At 27.9% G+C, this 26833-nt stretch carries 28 protein-coding genes; 23 read left to right on the top strand and 5 right to left on the bottom strand.

Features of this window, described 5'->3' with window-relative positions:
- Window positions 1–786 precede the first annotated feature (786 nt).
- The gene (locus KGF45_RS14975; RefSeq protein WP_227829633.1) at window positions 787–2142 is read left to right on the top strand and encodes a peptide MFS transporter; all 1356 of its coding nucleotides are present in this window, start codon (window positions 787–789) and stop codon (window positions 2140–2142) included.
- Between the two features lie 203 nt (window positions 2143–2345).
- Here the strand turns inward: KGF45_RS14975 and KGF45_RS14980 are convergent, their stop codons facing one another.
- Together KGF45_RS14980 and KGF45_RS14985 are read right to left on the bottom strand one after the other, a co-directional pair.
- The gene (locus KGF45_RS14980) at window positions 2346–3227 is read right to left on the bottom strand and encodes a PhzF family phenazine biosynthesis protein (RefSeq protein WP_227829632.1); all 882 of its coding nucleotides are present in this window, start codon (window positions 3225–3227) and stop codon (window positions 2346–2348) included.
- Entirely contained in the window at window positions 3220–3966 is a 747-nt protein-coding gene (locus KGF45_RS14985) for a helix-turn-helix domain-containing protein (protein WP_227829631.1), read from the bottom strand. The genes KGF45_RS14980 and KGF45_RS14985 overlap by 8 nt, the downstream gene beginning before the upstream one ends.
- Before the next feature lie 442 nt (window positions 3967–4408).
- Between KGF45_RS14985 and trxA the strand changes: the two genes are divergently transcribed.
- The 13 genes from trxA (at window position 4409) to KGF45_RS15045 (ending at window position 17680) form a co-directional block, all read left to right on the top strand.
- Window positions 4409–4726, top strand: coding sequence for a thioredoxin (gene trxA, locus KGF45_RS14990; protein WP_227842830.1), 318 nt, complete (start codon window positions 4409–4411; stop codon window positions 4724–4726).
- Between the two features lie 171 nt (window positions 4727–4897).
- Window positions 4898–5023, top strand: a complete 126-nt coding sequence (locus tag KGF45_RS20190) for a hypothetical protein (protein WP_255287840.1) — start codon at window positions 4898–4900, stop codon at window positions 5021–5023.
- A gap of 774 nt (window positions 5024–5797) precedes the next feature.
- Window positions 5798–6469, top strand: a complete 672-nt coding sequence (locus KGF45_RS14995) for a response regulator transcription factor (RefSeq protein ID WP_227829629.1) — start codon at window positions 5798–5800, stop codon at window positions 6467–6469.
- Entirely contained in the window at window positions 6457–7518 is a 1062-nt protein-coding gene (locus KGF45_RS15000) for a sensor histidine kinase (RefSeq protein ID WP_227842831.1), read from the top strand. Before KGF45_RS14995 ends, KGF45_RS15000 begins: the two co-directional genes overlap by 13 nt.
- A gap of 60 nt (window positions 7519–7578) precedes the next feature.
- A complete protein-coding gene (locus KGF45_RS15005; protein ID WP_227842832.1) occupies window positions 7579–8949 on the top strand; it encodes an FtsX-like permease family protein in 1371 nt (456 codons plus the stop codon).
- Between the two features lie 16 nt (window positions 8950–8965).
- On the top strand, window positions 8966–9646 hold the full coding sequence (locus KGF45_RS15010; RefSeq protein ID WP_227842833.1) for an ABC transporter ATP-binding protein: 681 nt from the start codon (window positions 8966–8968) through the stop codon (window positions 9644–9646).
- Window positions 9647–10683: 1037 nt separating this feature from the next.
- On the top strand, window positions 10684–11520 hold the full coding sequence (locus KGF45_RS15015; protein ID WP_227829625.1) for a PRD domain-containing protein: 837 nt from the start codon (window positions 10684–10686) through the stop codon (window positions 11518–11520).
- A 434-nt stretch (window positions 11521–11954) separates the two neighbouring features.
- The gene (locus KGF45_RS15020; protein WP_227842834.1) at window positions 11955–13532 is read left to right on the top strand and encodes a PTS transporter subunit EIIC; all 1578 of its coding nucleotides are present in this window, start codon (window positions 11955–11957) and stop codon (window positions 13530–13532) included.
- Window positions 13525–14706, top strand: a complete 1182-nt coding sequence (locus KGF45_RS15025) for a MalY/PatB family protein (protein ID WP_227842835.1) — start codon at window positions 13525–13527, stop codon at window positions 14704–14706. Before KGF45_RS15020 ends, KGF45_RS15025 begins: the two co-directional genes overlap by 8 nt.
- Window positions 14707–14725: 19 nt before the next feature.
- A complete protein-coding gene (locus KGF45_RS15030; RefSeq protein WP_227829622.1) occupies window positions 14726–15325 on the top strand; it encodes a KpsF/GutQ family sugar-phosphate isomerase in 600 nt (199 codons plus the stop codon).
- Between the two features lie 23 nt (window positions 15326–15348).
- On the top strand, window positions 15349–15819 hold the full coding sequence (locus tag KGF45_RS15035; protein ID WP_227829621.1) for a PTS glucose transporter subunit IIA: 471 nt from the start codon (window positions 15349–15351) through the stop codon (window positions 15817–15819).
- 369 nt (window positions 15820–16188) lie between these two features.
- Window positions 16189–16935 carry a DUF2087 domain-containing protein gene (locus tag KGF45_RS15040; protein WP_227829620.1) on the top strand — a complete coding sequence of 249 codons (747 nt, stop codon included), beginning with the start codon at window positions 16189–16191 and terminating at the stop codon, window positions 16933–16935.
- A gap of 67 nt (window positions 16936–17002) precedes the next feature.
- Complete coding sequence (locus KGF45_RS15045; RefSeq protein WP_227842836.1) at window positions 17003–17680, top strand: epoxyqueuosine reductase; 678 nt, start codon at window positions 17003–17005, stop codon at window positions 17678–17680.
- Between the two features lie 222 nt (window positions 17681–17902).
- On the opposite strand, the gene KGF45_RS15050 is transcribed toward KGF45_RS15045, so the two are convergent.
- Together KGF45_RS15050 and KGF45_RS15055 are read right to left on the bottom strand one after the other, a co-directional pair.
- Complete coding sequence (locus KGF45_RS15050; protein WP_227829618.1) at window positions 17903–19198, bottom strand: MATE family efflux transporter; 1296 nt, start codon at window positions 19196–19198, stop codon at window positions 17903–17905.
- A gap of 2 nt (window positions 19199–19200) precedes the next feature.
- Window positions 19201–19647, bottom strand: coding sequence for a MarR family winged helix-turn-helix transcriptional regulator (locus KGF45_RS15055; RefSeq protein WP_227842837.1), 447 nt, complete (start codon window positions 19645–19647; stop codon window positions 19201–19203).
- 159 nt (window positions 19648–19806) lie between these two features.
- Between KGF45_RS15055 and KGF45_RS20510 the strand changes: the two genes are divergently transcribed.
- The 5 genes from KGF45_RS20510 (at window position 19807) to KGF45_RS20520 (ending at window position 23779) form a co-directional block, all read left to right on the top strand.
- Window positions 19807–19989: a transposase gene (locus tag KGF45_RS20510; protein WP_227842838.1), complete on the top strand. Its 183-nt coding sequence runs from the start codon at window positions 19807–19809 to the stop codon at window positions 19987–19989.
- Window positions 19961–21535 carry a ClC family H(+)/Cl(-) exchange transporter gene (locus KGF45_RS15065; RefSeq protein ID WP_227842839.1) on the top strand — a complete coding sequence of 525 codons (1575 nt, stop codon included), beginning with the start codon at window positions 19961–19963 and terminating at the stop codon, window positions 21533–21535. The genes KGF45_RS20510 and KGF45_RS15065 overlap by 29 nt, the downstream gene beginning before the upstream one ends.
- 121 nt (window positions 21536–21656) lie before the next feature.
- Window positions 21657–22607, top strand: coding sequence for a DUF1848 domain-containing protein (locus KGF45_RS15070; RefSeq protein WP_227842840.1), 951 nt, complete (start codon window positions 21657–21659; stop codon window positions 22605–22607).
- A 224-nt stretch (window positions 22608–22831) separates the two neighbouring features.
- Window positions 22832–23353 carry a hypothetical protein gene (locus tag KGF45_RS20515; protein ID WP_413841279.1) on the top strand — a complete coding sequence of 174 codons (522 nt, stop codon included), beginning with the start codon at window positions 22832–22834 and terminating at the stop codon, window positions 23351–23353.
- 12 nt (window positions 23354–23365) lie between these two features.
- Complete coding sequence (locus KGF45_RS20520) at window positions 23366–23779, top strand: hypothetical protein (RefSeq protein WP_413841277.1); 414 nt, start codon at window positions 23366–23368, stop codon at window positions 23777–23779.
- A 59-nt stretch (window positions 23780–23838) separates the two neighbouring features.
- Here KGF45_RS20520 and KGF45_RS15080 read toward each other — a convergent pair whose 3' ends face one another.
- Window positions 23839–24234 (bottom strand): MerR family transcriptional regulator, encoded by a 396-nt coding sequence (locus tag KGF45_RS15080; protein WP_227829613.1) that lies wholly within the window; start codon window positions 24232–24234, stop codon window positions 23839–23841.
- Window positions 24235–24352: 118 nt separating this feature from the next.
- On the opposite strand from KGF45_RS15080, the gene KGF45_RS15085 reads away from it, so the two are divergent.
- From KGF45_RS15085 to KGF45_RS15100, 4 genes are all read left to right on the top strand, one after another.
- Window positions 24353–25213: an aldo/keto reductase gene (locus KGF45_RS15085; protein ID WP_227829612.1), complete on the top strand. Its 861-nt coding sequence runs from the start codon at window positions 24353–24355 to the stop codon at window positions 25211–25213.
- A 22-nt stretch (window positions 25214–25235) separates the two neighbouring features.
- Window positions 25236–25862 carry a flavodoxin gene (locus KGF45_RS15090; protein WP_227829611.1) on the top strand — a complete coding sequence of 209 codons (627 nt, stop codon included), beginning with the start codon at window positions 25236–25238 and terminating at the stop codon, window positions 25860–25862.
- Window positions 25863–25880: 18 nt separating this feature from the next.
- Window positions 25881–26027: a hypothetical protein gene (locus tag KGF45_RS15095; protein ID WP_227829610.1), complete on the top strand. Its 147-nt coding sequence runs from the start codon at window positions 25881–25883 to the stop codon at window positions 26025–26027.
- 371 nt (window positions 26028–26398) lie between these two features.
- Window positions 26399–26731 (top strand): winged helix-turn-helix transcriptional regulator, encoded by a 333-nt coding sequence (locus KGF45_RS15100; RefSeq protein ID WP_227829609.1) that lies wholly within the window; start codon window positions 26399–26401, stop codon window positions 26729–26731.
- Window positions 26732–26833 lie beyond the last annotated feature (102 nt).

Consider the following 26833-nt stretch of genomic DNA (forward strand, 5'->3'; position numbering starts at 1 on the left):
TTATAAATAGTATCACCTCAATTAATAATATCAAAGCGAATATCTAGGTAATCACTTTAAAACAACAGTTTTTATATTTAGATTCACAGAATGCATGTGTATATTTAATAAGAAATAAATTTAATCTGTGAATAGATAGTAGTTTATTTATTTAAGTTGACAAGTAATTGAATGAAGTATTTAGAAATTTAAAAAACAAGTAAAGACAGTATTTAATTTGAATAAATACATGTTGCTTTATTCAAAACTCCTTTAAAAAGGCAATAGTAATATGATTACGCAATTTGCCACAAAAGGAGGAATTTAGTTTGTAAAATACTATCAAGTAAAAAAATAAGAATTGCATATAGTGAAGATTTTTTCATTTAATTAGGAGTAGTTAAATTAGAAAAAATTGCTAGAGTGATGAATTTAGAAGTTAGATATAAAATTATCCATTATGTTATGGCAATATTGTATTTAAGCTAAATAATAATTAATGAACTAATAATTTATAGTTTGGTTTTTTGTGGTGTTAATTTATAAAGATAACAGGTTATAAATATACCTGACAATAATGAATTTATATAATTTAAATTTATAGATATAGTATTTAAATTTATTGACAATAAAGATATTAATCTTTATGCCATGAAAACATCTAGATTCTACAAATAAAAACGCAATTATCTTAATAATTATTACGAATTGTTTTACAAAACAATATCACCATATCTTTCATTAAAAGAAAGAGTCTGGATAAAACGTAGAAAATATAAAAATACAATTAAGAAAGGATTTAAACTTATGAGCACAACAGTAAATAAAAAGGGTAAATTCCCTATAGGATTTTATATCTGTGCAACAACTTTCTCGTTTGAAAGAGCAGCATATTATTCTGCAAAGTTTTTAATTTATATATTCCTTACAACAGCTATTGTTAAAGGTGGTCTTGGAATAGATAAAGGACAAGCAGCTATAATGCAAGCTAACCTTGTTGCATTCACATATTTCGCACCAATAATTGGAGGATATATATCAGATAGATGGATAGGAGCTAGATATACTATACCTATAGGTATGCTTATCATGGGGGTAGGATACTATCTTGGTTCTATTGCAACTACAGTTTCTATGGTAAATGCAATGATAATTCTAGTTTCAATTGGTACTGCATTCTTTAAAGGAAATGTATCAGCAGTAAATGGACAACTTTTTGATAATCAAGAAGAACTTGATACAGCATTCTCTGTACAATATTCTTTTGTTAATATAGGTTCTTTCATCGGAACAACAGCAGTTGGTATACTTTATCTTAAGACATTTGCTAAAAATGGAATACTTGGTTTCTCTCAATGTTTCTTCATAGCAGCTGTTCTTTGTGTAATCGGTGCAATCTGGTTCACATATGGATGGAGATTCCTTGGAAATGCAGGGAAAAGACCTTTTAAAGAAGGTGTAGTAGCTGAGAAAGTTAAAGAAAAAGATAATACTCCTCTTACAAGTATGGATAAGAAGAGAATTTGGGCTATTATACTTATTTCATTCTTCTCTGTAGTTTTCTGGTTATTCTGGTACCTAACTTATCTTGCAGTTTATGATTATGGTGCAGCATTTGTAAACATGACTATTGGAGGGTTTGAAGTTCCTCTTGCTTGGTTCGACTCATTAAATGCACTTGTATGTATTGTACTAGGTCCAGTTCTTGGAGCATTATGGTTTAAACTTGCTAGTAGACCACAAGGTGATATAAGTTTATTTAAAAAGACAGGTCTTGGATTAATATTCTTAGGGCTTGCATTCTTAATGCTTGTTGGAGCAGAGCTTACAAGAGGTGTTGGAGCTCCTGAAACTGCTAAAGCTAGTATAATATGGATAGTTATGTTTGGTATACTTCTAAGTTTTGGGGAAATGTTATTCTCACCACTTGGTAACTCTTTTGTAAGTAAGTATGCTCCTAAAAAACTTCTAGGTGTTCTTATGGGGGTTTGGACATTTGCTACTTTCATAGCTGGTCAAGGATATGGATATATATATGCATTTACTCTTAAGTTTGAGATGATTAAAGTATATACTATAATTCCAGTGATACTATTTGTTGCAGCTATATTATTATTCTTATTTGACAAGACATTAAATAAACTTGTTGAGGATGATAAATAATCAGTAAATAACTATACTATGTATATTAATCTATGATAGTTATATTGTATTAGATTGATATATAGCTAATTGATAATAATCATATAAAGTGTTACTTTTTAACATGATGTATAGTGAAATAAATTTGTTAAACAAAATATATAAATAAAAATACTAGTCAATTAAGACTAGTATTTTTATTTATTGTTAAATTAGATAAAGTATTAATACACAATTTCTCCACTTAAAATAGTATAGGCACTTCCTCCAATTTTTACAGAAGAGATATCATTGTTTTCTTTAGCTATATTTACATATACCTTTCCAGGTCTATTTATAAAGTTTCCTTCTTCACCAATAAAGTCAGTTTTATCTAAAATACTGTGTTGTACTATATAAGATGATACACAAGCATTTCCAGTTCCACATACAGGGTCTTCTGTTACTCCTACATATGGAGCTATAGATCTTAAATGATAGTCACATTTTTTATCTAGAGTTTCTACACAAAATGGAGTTATTCCAATTAAATTATTATCAGCACTAAATTCTTTTATTTTATTTAAGTCTGGAGAAATATTTTCTAAATCATCTAGAGACTTTAATCCAAAGACAAGCCACCAAATTCCTGTATTTACTTTCATAATTGGATATTCAAGAAGTCTATCTTCTTTTACACCTATCATTTGTGCCAGTTCTTTTCTACAGCTATTTAGATTTTCGAATTTAGGAGGATTTTGTTCCATCATAAATATGTTTTCATTATCTATTTTTTTAAGTTCTACAGATAGTACACCAGCTTTTGTCTCTTGATAAAAGATGTTCTTGTTAGCATCAAGTTTTTCCTCTTCTAAAAGAGCATGGAATGTTCCTATTGTAGCATGACCACATAAGTCAACTTCTAAGCCAGGTGTGAAAAATTGAACCTTGAAATCTGCCACATCTGATTCTGAGACAAATGCAGTCTCTGATAAATTCATTTCCTTTGCTATATTCTGTTTGATTTCGTCAGAAATATTGGATGCATCTGTGACTACACCAGCAGGATTTCCTCCAAAAGGTATAGTTGTAAATGCATCAACTTGTTTGATTTTAACTTTATTCATCTTTAAGACCCCCTTTTATTTTTTGTGAAATATAAATTTCATGTTGTATGTATTGATTTCCAATGTATAAAATATTAGAATTTTTTGTCCAAATTGAAATAGCTTCATCACCTTCAGATAAATTTCCTGTTAATATTTCAGAATCATCTACAATTAAAAGAATACCTTTATAAAGTTTTTTATTTTTAAGTGTAGCTTCATTACCTCCATGGATATGAACGTTGCTTAGACCCTCTATATTTTTATCTTCCAAAAGTAGTATTTCAACATTAATATTTTTTTTAGAAGCAGTTAAAAGCTCATCTTTTAGGTTGAGAATTTCTTCATGTGAACAAGAAATTATAATTTCTTGTTTGGCATTATTTATCATTTCGATTGCTTTTTTTAATATATTTTTAGAGCCTTTTATGTTTAAAACATATTCTATACTTTTTCCTTTATTTAATATCTGTAAGTTGTTTTCTAGTTTGTCCATAGAATTATTGAATTCTTCTTTTTTACTTTTTAGTAATTCATTAGGGTTTATAGGTACATATTTTATAGGGTCAGTTTCAATATTGATAATTATATTATTGTTAAGTAATTTTGTTATATTTTCATAGACTTTTGATTGTGGTACACCTGATAATTTACTTATTTCATATCCAGTTAGAGGGTTTTCCTTTAGTAATGATATGTAGATTTGTGATTCATATTTGGTAAATCCTATGTTTTGTAGTTCGTTAACTATAGCATCCATATATAAACTCCTTTAATAAAAATATGATAACTACCTTAGTAGGTACTGATATTATTTTATAATGTATATATATAATTGTCAATCATATGAAGTAAAAAATTAAGTTACAAATTAGAAAAGTTTTATAGTGTATTTTTGAAATGAAGTTCAAATTTAGTTAACAGCTAAATAAAATTTACAGATTTTTATAATTACTACATAAGTGACTGCTGAACTTACAACCTAGTGCGGAAAACCCACTCCTTTAGGGTGTAGGATAGATAGCATAAATAGTGTATAAAAAGTATTGACATAAATAAATTTAATTAATGTTTGACTATAATGATAATCTTAAGAATGTTAAAAATGAATGGTTACAAAAAAGTGACTAATTGAACTAGTACATAAGTCGTAGTATATTAATATCAAGAAAACAATAAAAATAATAAAGGAGATATATATTATGGCAAAAATAATAAATAACAATGAATTTATAAATGAAGTAGAAAACAAAGAAGGGTTAGTAGTCTTAGATTTCTTTGCTACATGGTGTGGACCTTGCAAAATGTTATCACCAGTATACGAGGCTTTAGGAAATGATATGACTGAAAAAGCAAATTTCTTAAAAGTAGATATAGACCAAAGTATGGAATTAGCTCAAAAGTTTGAAGTGTCTACAGTACCAACTGTAATAATATTTAAAGATGGTAAACCTATAGATAGATTAATAGGGTTTATACCTAAAGATAATTTAAAAAATAAAATTGAATCATATATGTAATTAATTTAAATCATATATATAAACAAAAAAACTCATTATAAAATGAGTTTTTTTATTTATAAGATTTATTTATGTAGTTACAAATAAGTGCCTAATTGTCAGTGATGTTGGCTATTGATATATTATTTATATAAAAGAAAAAAGAAAGGTTATTAGAAAATAGGTGAGATTATGAGATATGACATTGTAATAATAGGAAGTGGACCAGCAGGGCAAGGTCAAACTGCTGTATCTAGTGCAATTTCACATTTAGATAAACAGAAAATAAAGAAATCTGTACTTGTTGATACTTATTAAATAAAAGTAAATAGTAGTGCTAGTAGTTATAACCATAAGTTTATAATTATAATATAGTTAATAAATTTTCACAGATATTTGAAATTATTATAAGTATTTATTGTTGTTTTATACAATATTGAAAGAGGCATTTAAAGTTAATAAAATAAAAATTACAGGTATTATTTATTTAATACACTCCCAACACTAAAAGAAGTTATTTCAAAATAAAGATTTGACTACAGAAAAAAGTGGATTCTATCAGATGAGTTCACTTTTTTTGCAAAGTATTAAATAATCTATATGTAAATAAAAAAGGGTATCTCATTTATAATTTAAGAATATTGTAAGACCCCCCTTTTTTAAGTGTGCAATAAAATTGTCTTTTTAGCTATTACTTATCTATTACTAAAAAGGAATAAAAAATTTTTATTTAAAAGCCAAATTTTTAATAGCATATAAAAGATTCTCTTTCGTATTTTAAAATTTGACAAACTCAAGTTTTAGTTAAGAGCTTGTTTAATATAGGTTATGTTCTTATAAAGAATTTTGTTAATTAATTCTTATTAATCTATATTTTGGATTTATTAAATATGATGGACAAGTTAATAATTATATTGGTAGAGATATTAAATAGAATAGTAATTAAGCATAAATTTGACAAGTGTGAGTATTTGAATAATAATAGGGTTAGATTTTATATAAGAATTAAATAATTATAAAGTATAATTAACATTCAATAAACATTCATTATATATAATGAATAAGTTGATATTTTATTTAGGAGATGATTATATGAGAGTATTAATAATCGAAGATAATAAAGAGCTTTCTTATAATATGAAGATAGGGTTGGAAAATGAAGGATTAGTAGTAGATATAGCAAATTGTGGATTAGATGGAGAAGAAAAAGCATTTATAAATGACTATGATGCTATATTATTAGATTTAAATTTACCAGATAAAGATGGAATAGAGATATTAGAATTTTTTAGAAGTAATAATCTAAATACACCTATAATAATTGTAACAGCAAGAGATGAAGTAAATGAATTGGCAAAAGGGCTTGATTTAGGAGCTGATGATTATATAGTAAAACCCTTTCAAATTATAGAATTGAGAGCTAGGATACAAGCAGTTATAAGAAGATTTTATGGTAGGACAAATCCAAATATAGAGGCAGGTCCTGTCAAAATAAATCCGTCATCTAGAAAAGTGTACGTGTATGATAAAGAAGTAAGTCTAGGAACTAAAGAGTTTGATATAGCAGAATATATTGCAAGTAGATATCCAGATATCGTATCAAGTATAGATATATCAGAACATGTTTATGATGAATACTTTGACCCATTATCCTCTGTATTAAGGGTACATATAGCTAGATTAAAAAAGAAATTAAGAGAAGTTGCAGGAAAAGAGATAATAATAACTACTAGAGGGATAGGATATTCTATATGCAAGGATTAAAAGATAAAAAAACTATAGTTTTAATTTTATATTCTGTTATAGTCTTTATAATTTTTACAGTAGGTTTGAAATATATTATAAATATATCTAATACAAGTAAAGAATTAATGGCTAGTGATTCAAATGCATATTATGGAATAAATATAGATAATACTTATAACACTATGGAAGATAATACTTTAGATGAAAGATTAATTTCTGATTATAATCTTGCCCTTAATGGTAATTTTAATATAATTATAATGTTGTTTTTTGCTTTTATAGTAACCTCTAACTTTATCCTTTTAGCAATATTGAATAGATTAGAGTTTAAAGAAAGAATGGGGATATTAAATAATATAAATAATATAGAAGATGAAGACGAAGTATTGAGTATAGACCCCATTATGTCTAAAGTATATAAAGATTTAAAAGATAAGTTTGATTCTCATATTGAAGATTATAAAAGATTAAATTCATATTTATCTCATGAACAAAAAAATGCCATAGCAATACTTAGAACAAGTTTAGAGTTAAGTGGAAATGAAGAACTGTTAAATACTCTTAATAATGTTTCAAATACTGTAGAAGATGTACTTGCAATAAGTGATACAAAAAATAATGAAGATATGTATGAAGTTGATATAGCTTTAATATGTGCGCAAGTATGTGACCACTATTCTAAAGTATATGATAATTTAAGTTTTGATTTTGATGAAGATGAAAATATGAGTATCTATGGGAAAGAAAAGTGGATTTATAGAGGTGTATCTAACCTTTTGGACAATGCAATAAAATATGGTGAATGTAAAGATATCTGTGTAAATGTGAAAAATCAAAAAGGTAGCGTTATTGTATCAGTAAAAGATAATGGTATTGGAATGAATAAATATAGTATGAAAAAAATATTTTATGACAGATATAGAATAAATGAATTAAATAAAGATGGATATGGTATAGGTCTTAGTTTAGTAAAACATGTATGTAATTTATGTAACGGATTTGTATGGGTAGAAAGTGAAGAAGGTAAAGGTTCAACTTTTTATCTAGTATTTAAAGAATATAAGTAACAAATTAAGATAGATATAATAATTCTAAGACATTATTGAATTGGTAAGAGGAGATGTGAAGTGTATATTTTAAATAATGCAATCAAAAACTTACTTAGAAATAAATTGCGTAGTTCATTTAGTGTAGTTGTTATGTTATTGATGGTCTTAGCAATATTGATTTCCTCAATAATAAATTCGAACGTTAATGTGATAAAGGAAAATTATGAGAAAAAATTTGAATCAGAAGTTCAAATTAAGCTTGATAGTAAAAAACTTGTTCAGGATAATTCAGGAAAGTCTATGATAAAATATAGTAACTTGAGTGTAAATGATTATTTAAATTTTGCAAAGTCAAAATATGTAAAAAAAGTATCTTTTATTGGAAATATCACAGCACACTTTGATGATAACAAATATAATTCTAATGATGACAGGCAAATCGTAGATGATGATATGAGGGCTAAAAATTATGGGATTATAGGATATACAGAAAAGAATGAAAGTTTTAAACACTATAACCTGGAGAAGGTAAAAGGAAGAGTATTTCAAAAAGATAATGAATGTATGGTAAGTAAAGAATTTATTGATATTAATAAGTTAAAAATTGGAGATACGATATCTCTATTAAGTGATTATAGTATTAATACTAAACTAAATTTAAAAATAGTAGGAATATATAAGAAAAAAGACACTAAGAATGATAAAGAGATAGAAATGGTTCAAGATGAAAGTATCTATAATAGTATATTAACTACGTACAATACTCTAGTAGAATTTGAAAAGAAGATTGAATCGGAAAATCCAATAATTTATACAAATGCTAGGTTTTTATTGAGAGACTCTAATAGTAGAAAAGATTTTGAGAAAGAGATAAGAGATAAAGGTCTAAGTGACATTTATAAAGTTACTATAGATGAGTTTGCGTACAGTAAATTAATAGCACCAATGCAACGTTTGTCTAATATAGCTTTTACAGTTACGCTTGGAATATTAATATTAGGTTCGATATTATTGATGATAAATTCTATAATAGCAATAAAAAAAATAAAGTATTACATTGGTGTGTTAATATTAATTGGAATGCCTAAATTTAAGATAGTTCAGAGTTTCATATGTGAAAGTATTATGATAACTTTAGTATGCCTTATACTTGGAGGAGGAATTGTAAGTATATCAGCTTCAAAAATATCAAATTATGTTTTTGAATATCAAAATCAATATAATGTAATACATAATGCTGATTTACTGAATAGTAGAGAATATAAAAATATAGATATAAATAGTGATGATATCAAACAAGAAATAAAAAGTTTAAGAGATAAATTAATTCCAAATTTAATATTTAAGATAATTATTGTAGCGATAATATTGATATTATTAACTGGCATAGTAGCCGTATATAGTACAATTATATATAAACCAATACAGATAATTTATGATAGAAATTAGGTGATGTAAATTGGTAATGCTAGAACTGATAGATGTTAATTATAAATATGAGGGAAGTAATAAATATGTATTAAAAGATGTAAGTGCCAAATTTGAAGCTGGAAAAATGTATGTTATTATAGGAAAGCCTCGGGCAGGAAAGAGTACTTTGTTATCTATAATATCAGGTCTTGATGATTATACTGATGGAAGTATTATTTACAAGGGCAAGGATTTAAGAGATATAAATAAGGATATGTATAGAAATAAGGATATAGGAGCTATATTTAAAGATTATAACTTATTAAATAATGAAACTATTTTGGAGAATATGTTTTTACCAATGAGAATTAGTGAAAATAAGAAAAAGAATAAAAAGGAAATAGTATATAAAATTCTACAAAAGGTAGGAATTGATAAAGAAAAAGTAATGGATAGAGTAGAAAACTTATCTTATTATGATAAACAAAAAGTGTGTATTGCTAGGTCATTATCTAATAATCCTGACTTAATAGTATGTGATGATATTATAGAAAGCACAGATGATAAAAGTGAAGAAAGTCTAATAAATGTGTTTTACAATTTGGCACATAAAGATAATAAATGTGTGATAATAGCAACAAGTTCAGAGGAAGTTGCTTTATTTGCTGATGAGATATGGGGAATAAATAATGGAAACTTGATGTTTATAAAAAGTAAAGATAACAATATAGATTAACATAAATAAAGCATTATCATAATTTTGTGATAATGCTTTTTATCTTTAAAAGAACATATAAATATTCAAACAAATCTTGCCAATCGTCAGGTGAAAACTGACGAATGATTAATCGTTCTGTCTCCATTTAAATCCCCCTATTTTATAAGTAATAACCCATAGTAAATTTTTTAAAGACCTAATAAAAAAAGCTAACATGGGTTTCTTTAATTCTAGTATTTTAGTATGTATCTGTCAAATATAAAGATACTGTTATAGAAGTTGTTTTAGATTGAAATTATATGAAAAACACCTAAATAACACGAAAATGAGCTACAGTTGGGGGGAACTGTAGCTCATTCTATTTTGGGGGAGATAGGTTGAACTTATTGGTTATCCGTATCATATTTTTAGTATAGTCACTTATTTTAGATTATATACATTTTTTTATAAATTTTACATAAAATGTTAAATGTTATAATTGATTAGGTATTATTAGAGGTGATAAAGTTTTAATTATAGAAAATTAATGAAAAAATGTATTATAAATAATTGGAAAATATTATATAAGGTATTAAAATATTAATGTATTTACAGCAATTTAGGAAAAAATATGAAATCTATTCGTAAATATGAAATAAAAATATAATTTAAAAAATATTTGAGGAAAATTTCATATAAAGAATCTTTTATATTAATCTGATTTTTGGGTATACCTATTTTAAAAAAACTTATAATGCAATATAATATGAATTTAAACAAATACTTAATGAATGCACATTAAGATACTTGAAAATACTGGAAGATATATATTGGAATAAAAAATATTGAATAACTTTAAAGAATTGAATATAGATATAAAACATTTAAATATATTTAAATGAAAAAAATACAAAAAACGACAATTTGGTTTCGGCTAGTTAAAATGTTTTGTAATTGTAGTATTATAGGGTAAAATGCAAAATATATGCGAAAGTAAAATTTTAAATATTGACATTAAATTAAATATAATATACTATGTAAGTGTGATGGAACATTTTTTTCAGAGGGGATTTATAGTGAATATAAAAAAAATATTTAATAACAATGTAGTAGTAAGCTCCCTAGAAGATGGCACAGAGATAATTGTAACTGGTGCTGGAGTTGGATTCAAGAAAAAAGTAGGAGATTTGATAGATGAAAGTTTGATTTCTAAGAAATATTTTGTTCAAGATAATCAAAAAGACAAATACAATCAAATACTTAATAAAACCTCAATTGAATATTTTAAAATTTCAGATGAAATTATAGGAAAAGCTAATGAAGTTTTAAATACTCAAGTAAATGATTCAATAATATTGGCTTTAACTAGTCATATAGAATTCGCTGTCCAAAGAGAAAAACAGGGTATAAAATTACCTAATTTGATACTGAATGAAACAAAACAACTTTATAGAGAAGAATTTGAATTTGGATTATGGGCAATTGATGAAATTGAAAAAAAGATAGGAATAAGGTTGCCTGAAGATGAAGCAGGATATATTGCTATTCATATAATCAATGGATTAGAAAATTCTCAAAAAGATGAAGGTATTAATATACTAGAGTTTTCAAAACAAGTTGTTCAGATAATAGAAGAAGTACATGGATTTAAATTAGATGTAAATTCACTGAACTACTCTAGGCTTATAACTCACTTAAAGTTTTTCGTTCAAAGAATTTTAAGAAAAGAAACTTACAAAGATAGTGATGTTGAAGATATGTATAAACTAGTAAATAAAAACTATAATAAACCTAAAGTATGTACTGAAGAAATTGCAGCATTGGTATTAGACAGATTTGAATATAAAATTAGTAAAGAAGAAGAATTATATCTAATGATTCATATAAATAAAATAACAAACAGTGGTTGTTAGGATTGTAACTGATAAAGCAGGCAAAACCTAAGTCATTGAACTTAATTTTAGTTAAGTTTTTTGATTTAGGCTTTTTTATTGAATACAGACAGTGACTTTTAGGATTGTAACTGGTTAAGCAGGCAAAACCTAAATCATTGAACTTAATTATTAGATTAAGTTTTTTGATTTAGGTTTTTTTATTAAATAAACACAATGGCTTTTAGGATTGTAACTGGTTAAGCAGGCAAAACCTAAATCATTGAACTTAGTTATTAGATTAAGTTTTTTGATTTAGGCTTTTTTATTAAATATAGACAATGGCTTTTAGGGTTGTAACTGGTTGAGCAGGCAAAACCTAAATCATTGAACTTAGTTATTAGATTAAGTTTTTTGATTTAGGTTTTTCTATAAATTAGATTATGTTTTTTATATAAAAATAGGAGGGTGAAAATATGAAAAAAAATAAGTTAGGTCTATGGAATTTCTTCCAAATGTTAGGAAAAACGTTTATGTTCCCAATAGCACTACTTAGTGTTTCTGGTATGATGCTAGGTCTTGGGGCTGGTTTTACAGACCCTAAGATGATTGCAATGGTTCCATTTCTAGGAAATGAATATGTTAATATGATTTTAAATTTTATGTTAACAATAGGATTATTTGCATTTAATAACTTGGGGGCATTATTTGCAATGGCAATTCCACTAGGATTATTAAAAAAAGAAAAAGAGTTTGGTGCATTTTCAGGTTTAGTAGGATTTATAGCAATGCATATAGGTACAAATTTTTATTTAACAAGAGCTGATTTATTAGTAGCAGCAGACCAAATGTCAACTAATGGTCAAGCTATGATTATGGGTATACAGACATATAACACAAGTGTTTTAGGTGGTATTATAGCAGGTTTAATTGTTTATGCAATGTATGATAAAGTTAGTAATTTGAAAATACCAGAATCATTAGGATTCTACAGTGGACCAAGATTAGTTCCAATTGTTAGTTTAATAGTTATGAGTATCGTTGGTTTATTAATACCTATTGTTTGGCCACCATTTTTCAATGCGTTCCAAAGTTTAGGAAGATGGATTTCTTCAGCAGGGCCATTAGGATATTTCTCATATGCAGTAGCTGAAAGGGTTACAATACCATTTGGATTAAACCACCTTGTAACATCTGTATTCCGTTTTACACCAATAGGTGGAACTGCTGTTATTGATGGAGAAACATACTTTGGAACATTGAACATGTTTATGGCATATGTGGAGAATAATCAGATTATACCTCTTGATTTAGCTGGTAAAATGGAGCAAGGGAAATTAATGATTCAATATGGTTTAGCTGGGGCAGCATTAGCTATCTATCGTACAGCAAAACCAGAAAATAGAAAAGCACTTAAAGGACTTCTAATATCAGGAGTGTTGACAGTTATTATAGGTGGTATAAGTGAACCAATAGAGTTTTTATTCTTATTTATCTCACCAGCATTATTTGCTTTCCATACATTTATGAATGGTTTAGCAAACATGGTACTTCCATACTTGGGTGTATTGATGGGATTCACAGGAGATTTAATAGCATTTATAAGTTTTGGAGTATTGAGAGGAGCAGCTACAGGATGGCCAATAGCAGTATTAGTAGCAGCTTTATACTTTGCAATATATTACTTTGTATTTAAATGGGCAATTCTTAAATTTAATATAAAAACTCCAGGACGTGAAGATAAAGAAATAAAAGTTTCTGAAGGGAATGGTTCAGATTTTAAAAATCTATCTACATACAAAGGTCAGCAAATGATAGCAGCACTAGGAGGGCAATCTAACATATTATCATTAGACAATTGTGTAACTAGATTACGTTTAAAATTACAAGATGTATCACTAATAAATGAAGATGCAATTAAAGAAGCTGGTGGTATAGCTGTTGTTAAATTAGATGAACATACAATTCAAGTAATTATAGGTACTCAAGTGTACTCTTTAAGAAAGCAAATGGATAAGGCGATGGAAGGTCATTTGGAGGCATATAATGATTAACTTTGATAAAAAAGTAAACCGATTGGGTACATATTGTACCCAATGGGATTATGTAGAAGATAGATTTGGAAAAAAAGGATTACTTCCTTTTACAATATCAGATATGGATTTGGAATTTCCAAATGAGATAACAGAAGTATTGAAAGAAAGATTAAATCATAGAGTATTAGGATATAGCAGATGGAAGCACGATGATTTTAGAGATTCTATCAGAAATTGGTACTCTAAGAGATTTAATTGTAGTATTGATAGCAATTGGACATATTACAGTCCAAGTGTAATGTATTCAATTAGTAAACTCATTGAAATTTTTAGTGATGAAGGTGATGAAGTATTAATAAATACTCCTGCGTATAATGCTTTTTATGAAGTAATAGGAAAAAACAATCGCAATATTATAAAATCTCTCCTTATAAATAAGGATGGATTTTACTCTATTGATTTTGAGGATTTTGAGAAAAAATGTAAAGATTCTAAGATATTTATTTTATGCAATCCTCATAATCCAACAGGTAGAGTGTGGAGTGAATTAGAGCTTATTAAGATGGTAAGGATTTGTAAGGAGAATAATGTAAAAATAATATCAGATGATATACATATGGATATTGTATATGATAATAAAATGACACCTGTTTTAAATGTGGCAGACAATTATTTAGAGTCTATATTTATTTGTACATCAGCATCTAAGTCTTTTAATATACCAGCATTGACTGGGTCATATGTCATTATACCAAATGAAGAGACAAGAACTAAGTTTGAAAATATAACTAGATATCGTGATTTTGTAAATTCACCAGCTATACTAGCTATTTTGGGGACAATGACTTGTTATAATGACTGTGAATATTGGCTAGATGAGTTATTGAAATACCTTAAAGAGAATCTTCAATATACAATTAACTATATAGAAAATAATTTAAATCCATTAAAATTGGTTATGCCAGAAGGCTGTTACTTTGCTTGGATTGATTTCTCTGAGCTTAAAATAAGCAGTGAAAAATTCCAAAATCTATTAATAGATATTGGTGAAGTTGCTATTATGGCAGGCAAGGTATATGGAGAAGAAAGTGAGTTTTATTTAAGGTTAAATGTTGCATGTTCAAGAGAAAAACTTGAAGATGGCTTAAATAGAATTAAAAAAACTATAGATTATATTACAGAAAATATTTAATATAGAAGGGGAGATGATTATGAACTATTTAAAAACAATGGTTGATGTTATGACTACTGAAATGAATGCTATAAAGTGTTTAATAGATGAAGCAGGTATTGAATATGAAAATATAGTTAATGAAATTGCAAACTGTAAAGGTAAAGTGATTTTTATGGGTGTAGGTAAATCTGCACATATAGGTAAAAAATTGGCAGCTACATTTGCAAGTACTGGTACACCAAGTTTTTTTGTACATGCAACAGAAGCAGTACATGGAGATTTAGGAATGATTGAAAGTCAAGATATTACAATTTTAATCTCAAATAGTGGAAATTCTATGGAAGTTGTAAATTGTATAAAATACGTTAAAGCAATAGGTTCTAAAACGATTGCTTTTACTTCAAATAGAAATTCAGTATTGGCAAAAGAATGCGATTATGCTTTAATATATCCTGCAAAGGATGAAGCTGACCACTTAAATTTAGCACCAACAACATCATCTACAATTACTTTGGTTTTAGGAGATTCTATTGCATGTGCATTATCTAAAAACAGTAATTTTGACTCAGCTGATTTTTATAAATATCATCCAGGAGGAAGTCTAGGTGAAAAACTAAAGGCAGCTAATAATGGTTAAAAGTAAAAAGGAGAGTATATTTTATGTTTAAAATGTTTAAGAAAAAATCAATAAAATCACCAATATCAGGAAAGGTAATAGAGTTATCTAAAATACCAGATGCTGTATTTTCTCAAAAACTTATGGGCGAAGGTGTAGCTATAGATTCTACAGGTGATATTGTTTATGCTCCAGCTAATGGTAAGGTGGCAGTTGTAGCAGAAACTAAACATGCATTTGTTATAGAACTAGAAAATGGAATGGAACTTCTTATTCATGTTGGTTTAGATACTGTAAACTTAAAAGGTGAAGGATTTGAAGCATTAGTAAGTGTAGGAGACCAAGTAAAAGAGGGGGCACCAATGTTAAAATTTGACCGTTCATTAATTGAATCAAATGGTATCTCACTTATTACTCCAGTTACAATAACTAATCATTCAGAGTACAATATGAATACATATAATGTAGGTAATAGTGTAGAGGGTGGAAAAGATACTGTAATTGAGTTTAAATAAAAAGTATAAAATAAAAGATTACTGTCTATAAACTTATGTTGTACAATGTAAATTTAATATAAAGTTGTACTATATAAATTTAATATAAATATGTTAGATAAAAAGGGATTTGCTTGATTCTAAATTGAGTAGTTCCTTTTATTTTTTTGTAATTAGTTTTGTACGTTTATATTTAGATAGAAAAATACCTAATTATAAATAGTAATTGTTCAAATAGAGATTTAAATATATTGTTTGGAGATACATTGTAATTTAAAAGTTAGACACACATGATTTATATAAACTTAAAATAGAAATGTTGACAATAATAATAAACTTTAGTATGATATGTTTATTAAAAAGATAAACTATATGATGGAGGTGAATAATATGAAGATTGAAAATCTTTCTATTAAAGATATCAAAAAAGGTTATGTATTCAATGCAGACTTAAATTGCTATAGTTGCATTATTTGTGGAAAAACATATGAAGTAGGAGAAATATACCGAGTTGGTGACAGATTTTTTGAAGCATCAAGAGCTATTGAATTGCATACAAAATTAAAACATGGTGACTATTTGGAACAATTAGTCAATAATGATTCAAAGTACAATACATTAACTGATAATCAAAAACAATTATTTAAATTATTTATTAGTGATTTATCAGATAAAGAAATTGCAAAAGAGCTTGGAGTATCTACCTCTACAATACGTCATCAAAAATTTATGTTTAGAGAAAAAGCAAAACAAGCTAAGCTATACTTGGCTTTATATGAATCTGTATTTGAAGATAAATCTAATAGAGATAGTACTATAATACCAATCCACGAACATGCCAAAATGGTAGATGAGAGATATGTAGTAACTGAAGAAGAAAGAAAACACATTTTAGAAACATCATTTGAAAGTATGAACCCTCTAAAATTAAAAGTTTTTTCATCAAAAGAAAAGAAAAAAGTTGTTATTTTGTCTAAAATTTTAGAACAATTTGAGCAAGGAAAGCAATATTCAGAAAAAGAAGTTAATCAAATTTTAGAGTCTATATATTATGATTTTGCAACGATTAGAAGATATTTAATTGAATATGGTTTTATGAGTAGAAATAAAGAGTGTACAAAGTATTGGTTAACATAATAAAACGCCAGAATCTATTAGTATATAAAGCTATTTCTTACTTGATTAACTGTGAAAGGAGTCAAAAATGAATGATGAGTTGAAATCTATTTTGTACAACGAAGGTGTAGACATTATTCGTTTTGTTGATATATCTGAATTTCCAATAAATCAAACACGAGGTTTTTCTAAGGCAATTTTATTTTGTATAGGATTGTCAAAGAAGTTTATTAAAGATATATACAATAATTTACCTACAGACAGTGATGAGTTTTTGGAAAAAGAGGAAAAGATGGAAAAACTAGCTGATTGGATTTCTGAATATCTTCAAACAAAAGGTTATAGTGCTTATGCTCAATCAGAAAAAAATAATATAGAACATAGATACATTGAAAGAGGATATATTGACCCTAAGATGCAATCAGGTATTAGCCCTTTACCACACAAGACAATAGCTAATATTAGTGGTATTGGATTCATGGGAAAAAATAATTTATTTATCACTGAGGAATTTGGATGTGCTTTTAGTATGTGTACAGTACTTACAGATGCACCAATTTCTGTTGAAAAGCATCCTTTGATTGATTCAAAATGTGGTGATTGCAATGTTTGTGTAGAAAAATGCCCTGCAAAAGCTATACATGGAAATGCTTGGACTCATCAAGGGGGAAGAGAGTCTATAATTGATATTTCTAAATGTTTTTGTGTTTTAAAATGTATGGTGAATTGCCCATGGTCATTGAAATATGCAAATCAAAAATTATAATATAGATATGAGCTAGACATTTTTATTGTTTTTTAGCTTTCTTAAAAAAATAAATTTATAGGGTGCTTAATAATTGCACCCTTTGTAAAATTTAATATGAATAAACACAATAACTGAGGTAATTGTCAATAACAGCATAAGCTAGAAGAGCAAATAAAAGCTTAATAATAAAATCTAAAAACGATAAGGATATTTTTAAATAATTTTCAATAAAATATTTGCCTATAATGTGTCTAATCTAGCATATTTTTTTAATAGAATGAAACCAACTACTGCAAGACAAGCTTGTGTCAAAGGTACAGAAATCCATACACCATTTAATCCCAGTATGTTTGGTAAAATCAAAGCAACTAGAGCAGTAAGTAGTAAAGGCTCTCCATAAATTAAAATATATGCTAACAGATTCTTTCTGACTGCATAAAAGAATGATGTTGTAATACGTAAAAATGCTATAAATAAAAATCCTGAAATAAAAATTGGAAGTACACTAGAAATGCTTTGTGCTACTATGTCTGATACTCCAAAGAAGTTTGGTATTTTATCTTTAAGAAGATAAATTACAATCATACAAACAATTGAAGTTGTAAATGCTGTGATATAGGCCATTTTTCTAACTTCATTTACAGACTTTAAATTATTTGCACCATAATAATTTCCAATCAATGGTTGACATCCATCACCAATACCTTGTAAAAGTAATTGAATAATACAAATTATATAACTTACAACTGCGTAACAAGCAGCAGCTTGTGCACCACCATATGAAAGAGCACCTTTATTTAGAATTATAATGACTATATTTGGAGAAAGTGTTAATCCAAATGGAGAAACAGCAACTTCGATTATTTTTTTAAAGAAGTATGGCATAGGTTTAAATATAGCAAATCCAAATAACTTCTTTTTAATAGTCAAAAATAAAATACAAGGAAGTAGAGTAACCATTTGACCAATGACTGTGGCTATTGCAGCTCCTAATAATCCATATGAATATACTGAAACAAACAACCAATCCAAAACTACATTTGTTAAGAAGCCTGCAATCATAGAAGACATTGCCACTAATGAACCATTATAATTTCTAATAATTGGGATAAGACCTGTACCAATAATTTGGAATGTTGCTCCGTAAATAATAATTTTTATGTAAGATATTGCATGATTTAAGATTTCTCCCTCAGCTCCAAATATTCTTAAAATTGATTGAGAAGTCAAACCTAATATTATTGTGGAAATTATACAAGCCACAAGCAATATAAAAATAGTATTTCCAAGATATTTATTTTCATCTTCATCACCTCTACCAAGACATATAGCAATTTGAATTGCTCCACCCATACCAATTCCTGTCCCAATTGCCTGAATTAATGCAGTCAGTGGATAGGCAATATTGATTGCAGCAAGTCCTGCATCTCCGATATTTCTACCCACAAACCATCCATCTACAATGGCATAAACACCTGAAAAAGCAAAAGCTAACATAGAGGGTAGTACATTTTTTAAGAATTGTTTCTTTACCATAGTTATTTTTTAGTCTCCATTTCTTTTTTGAATAGTTCTAAAAATAGAGCATTGTTTTTTGTCATTGATTCTCTATTTGTTTGCCCCATTTTGTGCATGACAGATTCCTCAAGCTTAAGCAAATCTTGAAGAACATCTTGTGCATAAATTTTTCCTATTGGAGTTAGGTGAATGATTTTATTACGTCTATCATTCTCATTAACCAATAGTTCAATATAACCTTTATCTTTAAAATTTTTTAGTACAGAGTTTATAGTTTGCTTTGGCATAAGCCATTCGTCACATATAATTTTTTGGGTGCAATTTTCTTGATTTTCCCATATTGCATATAGTGCAAATAGTGAATGTACACTCATGTTATATGATTTGGCCCATTCGTCGTACAGATTGTTTAGACCAAGCCAATAGGCGTAATATTCTTTAATATGTTTTTTTATATCATCTTTCATGGTATTTTTCCTCCGTAATATTAGTCTGATTTAGGACTAATATTATCATGGTTTTTTATTAAAGTCAAGAGTAAAGTAAAAATAAAATAATATGCCCTTCTTTATTTTTCCAAAGATGTATTGTATTATTGATTCAGTGGTAAATACGATGAAATTAAGTTGGATAACAATAGTCATTCAGTATTTAAATTACATTATAAGTTGGTTATGTGTATCAAATATAGAAGAAAAGTAATAGATGATTTTGTTCGAAATGAACTAAAAAATATATTTATTCATATTGAACCAAATTATGGAGTGGAGGAGAAAGATTATGAAAAAAGATACATCTCATGTAATTAAGAGGGCCGAGCGATTTCAAGTTATTTTGATTGGCGAAGGGCTTCTTGTAGGTGCTATAGCTGGTTTGATTGTACTTTTATATAGGATACTTTTGGGGCAGGCTGGTACTTGGCTCAACCAAATATTAAATTTTGTAAAAGGTTCAACTGTGAAAATAGCACTCTGGTTTGCAGTGCTTGCACTGCTTGCGTGGATTGTATCAAAGCTAGTAAATTGGGAGCCAATGATTTCAGGGAGTGGTATTCCTCAGCTAGAAGGAGAGATGACAGGTAAAATCAAGCAAGTATGGTGGCGTGTGTTGCCAGCCAAATTTGTTGGAGGATTCTTATCGCTTATGGGTGGTCTTGCCTTGGGAAGAGAAGGACCTTCTATCCAGCTTGGTGCTATGGTAGGAAAGGGTATTTCCAGAGCTCTTGATAGAGGAAAAACAGAGGAAAAGTTCTTGCTCACTTGTGGGGCAAGTGCAGGATTATCAGCAGCCTTCCATGCACCACTGGCAGGCGTCATGTTTTCACTGGAAGAAGTACATAAAAACTTTTCAGTGTCTGTTTTGATTTCTGTGATGACAGCATCTCTAACAGCTGATTATATATCAGCTAATTTTCTAGGCGTGGAATCAGTATTCCAGTTTGACATTGGAAATGTGTTACCACAGAGTTATTATTGGTTGATACTGATTCTAGGTGTTGTGCTTGGAGTTATGGGGGCATTTTATAATTGGTTTACCTTATTTATTCAGTCTCTATATAAAAAGATTCCCAAAATAGGTACATTTGGAAAAATATTGATTCCATTTTTGATGGCTGGTATTTTGGGGCTTTTGATGCCTGAAGTGCTGGGAAGTGGGCATAATCTGGTGGAAGCACTGACAAGCCATGAATATCTGCTGGGAATGGTAGCTTTGATTTTTGTCATCCGTTTTGTATTTTCGGCTGTCAGTTTTGGGTCTGGTGCGCCAGGAGGAATATTTTTTCCACTACTTGTTTTAGGAGCCTTTATTGGGGGAATGTTCGGAATGGTAGGTATACAGTTTTTTGGAATGAACCTAGACTATGTCAATAATTTTGTACTTCTGGCTATGGCAGGGTATTTTACTGCCATTGTACGTGCGCCTTTGACTGGAATTATATTGATTTTTGAAATGACAGGTTCTGTTAGTCAGATGCTTTCCCTATCCGTTATTTCAATTGTAGCATATATTGTGGCTACACTTCTGAAATCTAAGCCGATTTATGAAAGTCTTCTGGAGAGATTACTTGAGAACAATGGAGAACCTGTTCATAGAGAGAGGGGAGAGAAAATACTAGATCAGTTTTCTGTTATGTTTGGTTCTCCTGTTGCCAACAAAGCAATTCAGGATATTCAATGGCCAGAAAATTGTCTTTTGGTAGCCATTCAAAGAGGAGGAGAAGAAATTATTCCAAAAGGAAAAACAATTCTCAAGGCAAGTGATATAATTGTGACCATGACAGATGAGAGAGACAGTGGCGTTGTGTATGATAAAATGGAAAAACTCTGTAAAGAAAATACATCATATATTGTCTAGCATAATAGGATGTAAAAAGCATGTTATTGTGTTAAGAAAAATTAGTAAATAATGTGTGTAGAATGTGTTCTGGACAATTCTAAGAGTGACAACAACTATACTTTTGGATGGAGGCTAAATTATGATAGTAAGTGTAAGTAGAAGAACTGATATACCTGCTTTTTATAGTAAGTGGTTTTTTAACAGACTTAAAGAGGGTTTTGTGTATGTTGTTAATCCGATGAATCCAAAACAAGTCAGTAAGATAGAGTTAAATCCGCATACTGTTGATTGCTTTGTATTTTGGACAAAAGATGCAACTCCAATGATATGTGATTTGAATAAATTAAAAGACTACAAATATTATTTTCACTATACTATAACTCCATATGGTAAAGATGTAGAAACACGAATTTTGGATAAAAAGAAGATAATAGAGTCATTTAAAGAATTGTCTAGAAGCATAGGAAAAGAAAGAGTAATTTTGAGATATGACCCAATTTTTCTAAGTGAAAAGTATAACTTAGATTATCATATAAAAGCATTTGATAGATTATGTAGTCAACTTAATGGATTTACAGAAAAATGTATAATAAGTTTTATAGATTTATACAAGAAAACAAAATTTAATACAAAATCATTACATATAAAACCTATACAAATTAAAGAAATAGAAATGTTGTCGAAGGAATTTTTTAGAATATCTCATAAGTATAATATAACACTTGAAATATGCTGTGATGAATATAATTTAAGTAAGTTTGGCATTGGAAACAGTAAGTGTATTGATGATAAGTTAATATCAAAGATTATAGGTAGTGAAGTGAAAGTCAAAAAGGATGATACACAAAGGGACATTTGTGGATGTATTAAGAGTGTTGACATAGGACAGTACAATACTTGTAGACATTATTGTTTATATTGTTATGCTAATTTTAATTATACACAAGTAGAAAAAAATTGTAGACTCTATAATGAAGAGAATAGAGTACTTGTGGGTGCTATAAGAGAAGATGCAAAAATAACTGTTAGAGATATGAAGATTATTAAAATAGATAAAGACAATAATAATCAGATTAGTATATTTGATTAAAAGTAAACATAAAATGGTGACTATTTTAATATGTAAAAAAATATAGAAAAAAGTAAATGTAAAATAAACACTATTTGAATGTGTTAAAAAATATAGAAAATTGTAATAGTAAAATAAGTATAAATAGATATTTTCTATAAGATAGGAATCACTACAATATGTCAATTTGACCAAAATTTTGATATATTGAAAATATAGATAGATTGGTGAAAAGGAGGTATATTTTGAATTTATTAAAGAAATATCCTATACCTATTGCAAGTTTGATTCTATCAATATTTGCTCTAGGCAACTTATTACAATCCTATAGTGAATCATTACATAATGTAATTGGATTTATAGGATTTACTTTATATGCAATTTATATAGTTAAAATAATATTGCTTAGAAAAAGTGTAAAAGAACAACTAGGAAATCCCTTAGTTTTAAGTACATTTCCAACTATAACAATGGCTACAATGATATTTGCTACATATGTAAAACCTTTATCTCCAGAATTAGGTATTGTAATTTGGGGTATAGGAATTGTGGGACATATGGTATTAGTAGTATTGTTTAGTAAGAAGTTTTTAGTTAATTTTTCAATAAAGACAGTATTTCCATCTTGGTATATAGTTTATGTTGGAGTAGTTACAGCTAGTGTTACAGCACCAGTATTTAATCAACTTTTAATTGGTAAAATTGCTTTTTGGATGGGGTTTATATATTATATAGTTCTTATACCAATAGTTTTAAAGAGAGTATGAATAATCAAGGAGATGCCTGAACCATCTTTACCGACTTTAGCCATATTAGTCGCACCAGCCTCATTATTATTGTCTGGTTACATCAATTCTTTTTTAAATAAAAATAGTGTTATATTATACTTATTATTTGTATTGTCAATTGTATTTTACATTGTAGTTTTGGGATACTTACCAAAATTATTAAGATTACCTTTTTATCCAAGCTTTGCTGCATTTACATTTCCTATGGCAATAAGCGCAACTAGTATAAAATTAATGAATGGTTATCTAGTCAAATCTGGAAGTTCTGTAAGTTGGATTGCATATGCGTCAAAATTAGAAGAAATAATAGCTACTATTATAGTTTTATATGTGTTGATTTTGTTTCTTGTACTCGATAATCAAGAGGATGAAGGATTGATATGTGAACCCTTTTTCTTATGGTAAAAAGCGTCACAGATTTCACAGTTTGAATTGACGCTCCATAAAGATAGTAATTGGTTAATTTATCTCACATTTATTAGGTTGCTTGTATATTTTATTTTATTATTTATAATATCATTATAAAATTGCTGTTTTTTATCAATATATTCTATACTATCATTTAATTTCTGCAACTGTCTAAATAACATATCTTTCTTAGCTTCTAATATTTTTTTCCTTTCTGGAATTGAGGACTGACCCATTAAGCATAATGATACATAATGTTTCATTTCTTTGATACTCATGCCACAGTTTTTTAAGCATGATAAACTTTTTATCCATTCTATATCTCTTTCATCAAAAGTCCTATAATTACGGCTATCTCTTTTGACATTGGGAATAAGTCCCTCATTACAATAAAATTTTAATGTTTCATAAGTTAGATTGGTTTGTTTACATACTTCTTTCATAGAATACATAAGAGTTCCTCCAAACATATTTGAATTTTTTTAAAATTAGGTATTGACCGGTAGTAACAACCGGCTTGTATAATTCTATTGTATCCCAAAAATGTACAATGTCAAGGAGGAATAAATAATGGAATATGTTGAATTAAGTAATGGCGTGAAAATACCAAAATTAGGTTTTGGAGTATTTCAGATAACAAAAGAGGAATGTGAAAAGTGCGTGTTAGAGGCAATCAGTGTTGGTTATAGACATATTGATACCGCTCAATCTTATTTTAATGAAGAAGAAGTAGGAAATGCAATCAGCAAATGTGGTCTGAAAAGAGAAGAATTATTCATTACTACAAAAGTATGGATTGATAATTATGGTTACGAGAAAACGAAGCAGTCCATTTTACAATCTATGAGAAAGATGAAAGTAGACTATATAGATTTAGTCTTATTGCACCAACCATTCAGTGATTATTATGGTGCTTATCATGCACTAGAAGATTTATACGAAGCTGGAAAAATCAGAGCAATAGGCGTTAGTAACTTCTCGCCAGATAGGTTAGCGGACATAGCGTCTTTTAACAAGATTGCACCACATGTAAATCAAGTTGAAACAAACCCATTTAACCAACAAGTAAAAGCACAAGAAAACATGATAAAAAGAAGTGTACAAATAGAAGCATGGGCACCATTTGGAGAAGGAAAAAGCAATATGTTTCAGAATCCTGTTTTAAAAGAAATTGCTGATAAACATGATAAATCCATTGCACAAGTTATTTTAAGGTGGCTTATGCAAAGAGATATTGTCGCATTAGCTAAATCCACTCATATCGAACGTATGAAAGAGAATTTTGAAATCTTTGATTTTCAGCTTTCAGATGAGGATATGTGTAAGGTCGCTATGTTAGATACAAACACAAGTTTATTTTTCAATCATCAGACACCAGAAACAGTTGATATGTTTGTAAATATGATTGAAGAACGAAAAGGAAAAATATAAAAATTACAAGGAAGAGAAGAGAATGAAAAAAATAGTTACGATTTTTCTAGGTTTAATGCTTATGTTTATTATGACAGCCTGTGGAACATCTGATTCAGGAAAAACATTAGTAGTTTATTTCTCCATGCCAGAAACTACTGAACCTAAAAATATGACAGAAGATGAAGCAAATAGTACAGTTGTCATTGATGGCGAAGTAATAGGAAATACTCAATATGTAGCAAATGTCATTCAAGAAAGTACAGAAGCAGATATATTTCGCATAGAACCTAAAACACAATATCCGACTGAACACGATGTTCTGGTGGAAGTGGCAAAAAAAGAGCAATCTAATAACGCAAGACCAGAACTAAAAAATCATATCGACGATATAAGCCAATATAACACAATCTTTATTGGTTATCCTACTTGGTGGAGCGATATACCAATGATTTTATACTCATTTTTAGACGAGTACGACTTTTCTGGAAAAACGATTATTCCTTTCAATACTCATGGTGGTAGTGGATTTGCAGATACTATAAATACAATTTCTGAGCTTGAACCTAAAGCAACAGTTTTAAAAGATGGATTTACCGTTTCTAGAAATGATGTTGAAGAAGCAAAGAACGATATTGTATCATGGTTGAATGGTTTAAAGTTAGAGTAGATAAAGGAGAAAATCTTTATGAAGGTGTTCATGGATAATAAGATTCAAAAATCAATTGTTGAAAAATCTGTGAACAGAGAGTTAGAGATAATATCTTTACTAGAAAATTATCTTGTATCAGCATGTTATCTTTCTTACTATTATAAAGATAAGTTTATCATTTAAAAATCTGGCAGATAAATATCTGTCAGATTTTTTAATTTGTATAAATTTGGGTAAATACGAAGATATGGGTTTGATATTATATATAAAAATTATTAAAACAGGATAAAGAACTTAGATAAAGAATTACTATATAAGAACTAAATTTATTTAATATAATTAACTTTAATTTTATATAGTTACAAATATGTAGTTACAAAAAAGTACCCAATTGTGATGTATTTATAAAACTGATATAGTAATTATATAAAAACTTAGAAATATTTTAAAACCAAAATATATATATTAAAAACCTTAAATTAGTAAATATCAACACATTTATAAATGAAATAAAAGCATGTCTTAATAATTAATAAAAAGAAAGAGGAGATAAAATGTACAATATAGATGATATGATATATGACTGTCCAGTAGAGGCATTATCAAGTATATTAGGTAAAAAATGGGTGGCTATAATAATATGGGAGTTACAAAAAGATAAAAAAAGATTTGGCGAATTACAAAGAATTATTCCAGAATGTAGTAAGAAAATGTTAACTCAACAATTAGATTTTTTAATTGAGCAAGGAATTATAATCAACAAAAAAAAGTCAGTTAATAATATTGTAGAATCAACATATTTTTTAAGTGAGTCAGGATTACTATTACTTCCTGTTATGGAAAAGATGATTATGTGGAGCAATAAGAATTTAAATTGTGATAAATAAGTTTTTAAATTTGCTTTTAAATTTACAGTGACTTAATTAAGCTATGAGTGAATATAAAAGTAAAAACAAAAAAGTACATAACTTTTTGTTTTAATAGTGGAA

The sequence above is a fragment of the Clostridioides sp. ZZV14-6154 genome, assembly GCF_020657785.1.
Lineage (GTDB): Bacteria > Bacillota > Clostridia > Peptostreptococcales > Peptostreptococcaceae > Clostridioides.

Coding starts and splice junctions, on each gene's coding strand:
- KGF45_RS14975 (WP_227829633.1), top strand. CDS start 787: ATGAGCACAACAGTAAATAAAAAGGGTAAATTCCCTATAGGATTTTAT.
- KGF45_RS14980 (WP_227829632.1), bottom strand. CDS start 3,227: ATGAATAAAGTTAAAATCAAACAAGTTGATGCATTTACAACTATACCT.
- KGF45_RS14985 (WP_227829631.1), bottom strand. CDS start 3,966: ATGGATGCTATAGTTAACGAACTACAAAACATAGGATTTACCAAATAT.
- trxA (WP_227842830.1), top strand. CDS start 4,409: ATGGCAAAAATAATAAATAACAATGAATTTATAAATGAAGTAGAAAAC.
- KGF45_RS20190 (WP_255287840.1), top strand. CDS start 4,898: ATGAGATATGACATTGTAATAATAGGAAGTGGACCAGCAGGGCAAGGT.
- KGF45_RS14995 (WP_227829629.1), top strand. CDS start 5,798: ATGAGAGTATTAATAATCGAAGATAATAAAGAGCTTTCTTATAATATG.
- KGF45_RS15000 (WP_227842831.1), top strand. CDS start 6,457: ATGCAAGGATTAAAAGATAAAAAAACTATAGTTTTAATTTTATATTCT.
- KGF45_RS15010 (WP_227842833.1), top strand. CDS start 8,966: ATGCTAGAACTGATAGATGTTAATTATAAATATGAGGGAAGTAATAAA.
- KGF45_RS15020 (WP_227842834.1), top strand. CDS start 11,955: ATGAAAAAAAATAAGTTAGGTCTATGGAATTTCTTCCAAATGTTAGGA.
- KGF45_RS15025 (WP_227842835.1), top strand. CDS start 13,525: ATGATTAACTTTGATAAAAAAGTAAACCGATTGGGTACATATTGTACC.
- KGF45_RS15030 (WP_227829622.1), top strand. CDS start 14,726: ATGAACTATTTAAAAACAATGGTTGATGTTATGACTACTGAAATGAAT.
- KGF45_RS15035 (WP_227829621.1), top strand. CDS start 15,349: ATGTTTAAAATGTTTAAGAAAAAATCAATAAAATCACCAATATCAGGA.
- KGF45_RS15040 (WP_227829620.1), top strand. CDS start 16,189: ATGAAGATTGAAAATCTTTCTATTAAAGATATCAAAAAAGGTTATGTA.
- KGF45_RS15045 (WP_227842836.1), top strand. CDS start 17,003: ATGAATGATGAGTTGAAATCTATTTTGTACAACGAAGGTGTAGACATT.
- KGF45_RS15050 (WP_227829618.1), bottom strand. CDS start 19,198: ATGGTAAAGAAACAATTCTTAAAAAATGTACTACCCTCTATGTTAGCT.
- KGF45_RS15055 (WP_227842837.1), bottom strand. CDS start 19,647: ATGAAAGATGATATAAAAAAACATATTAAAGAATATTACGCCTATTGG.
- KGF45_RS15065 (WP_227842839.1), top strand. CDS start 19,961: ATGAAAAAAGATACATCTCATGTAATTAAGAGGGCCGAGCGATTTCAA.
- KGF45_RS15070 (WP_227842840.1), top strand. CDS start 21,657: ATGATAGTAAGTGTAAGTAGAAGAACTGATATACCTGCTTTTTATAGT.
- KGF45_RS20520 (WP_413841277.1), top strand. CDS start 23,366: ATGCCTGAACCATCTTTACCGACTTTAGCCATATTAGTCGCACCAGCC.
- KGF45_RS15080 (WP_227829613.1), bottom strand. CDS start 24,234: ATGTATTCTATGAAAGAAGTATGTAAACAAACCAATCTAACTTATGAA.
- KGF45_RS15085 (WP_227829612.1), top strand. CDS start 24,353: ATGGAATATGTTGAATTAAGTAATGGCGTGAAAATACCAAAATTAGGT.
- KGF45_RS15090 (WP_227829611.1), top strand. CDS start 25,236: ATGAAAAAAATAGTTACGATTTTTCTAGGTTTAATGCTTATGTTTATT.
- KGF45_RS15095 (WP_227829610.1), top strand. CDS start 25,881: ATGAAGGTGTTCATGGATAATAAGATTCAAAAATCAATTGTTGAAAAA.
- KGF45_RS15100 (WP_227829609.1), top strand. CDS start 26,399: ATGTACAATATAGATGATATGATATATGACTGTCCAGTAGAGGCATTA.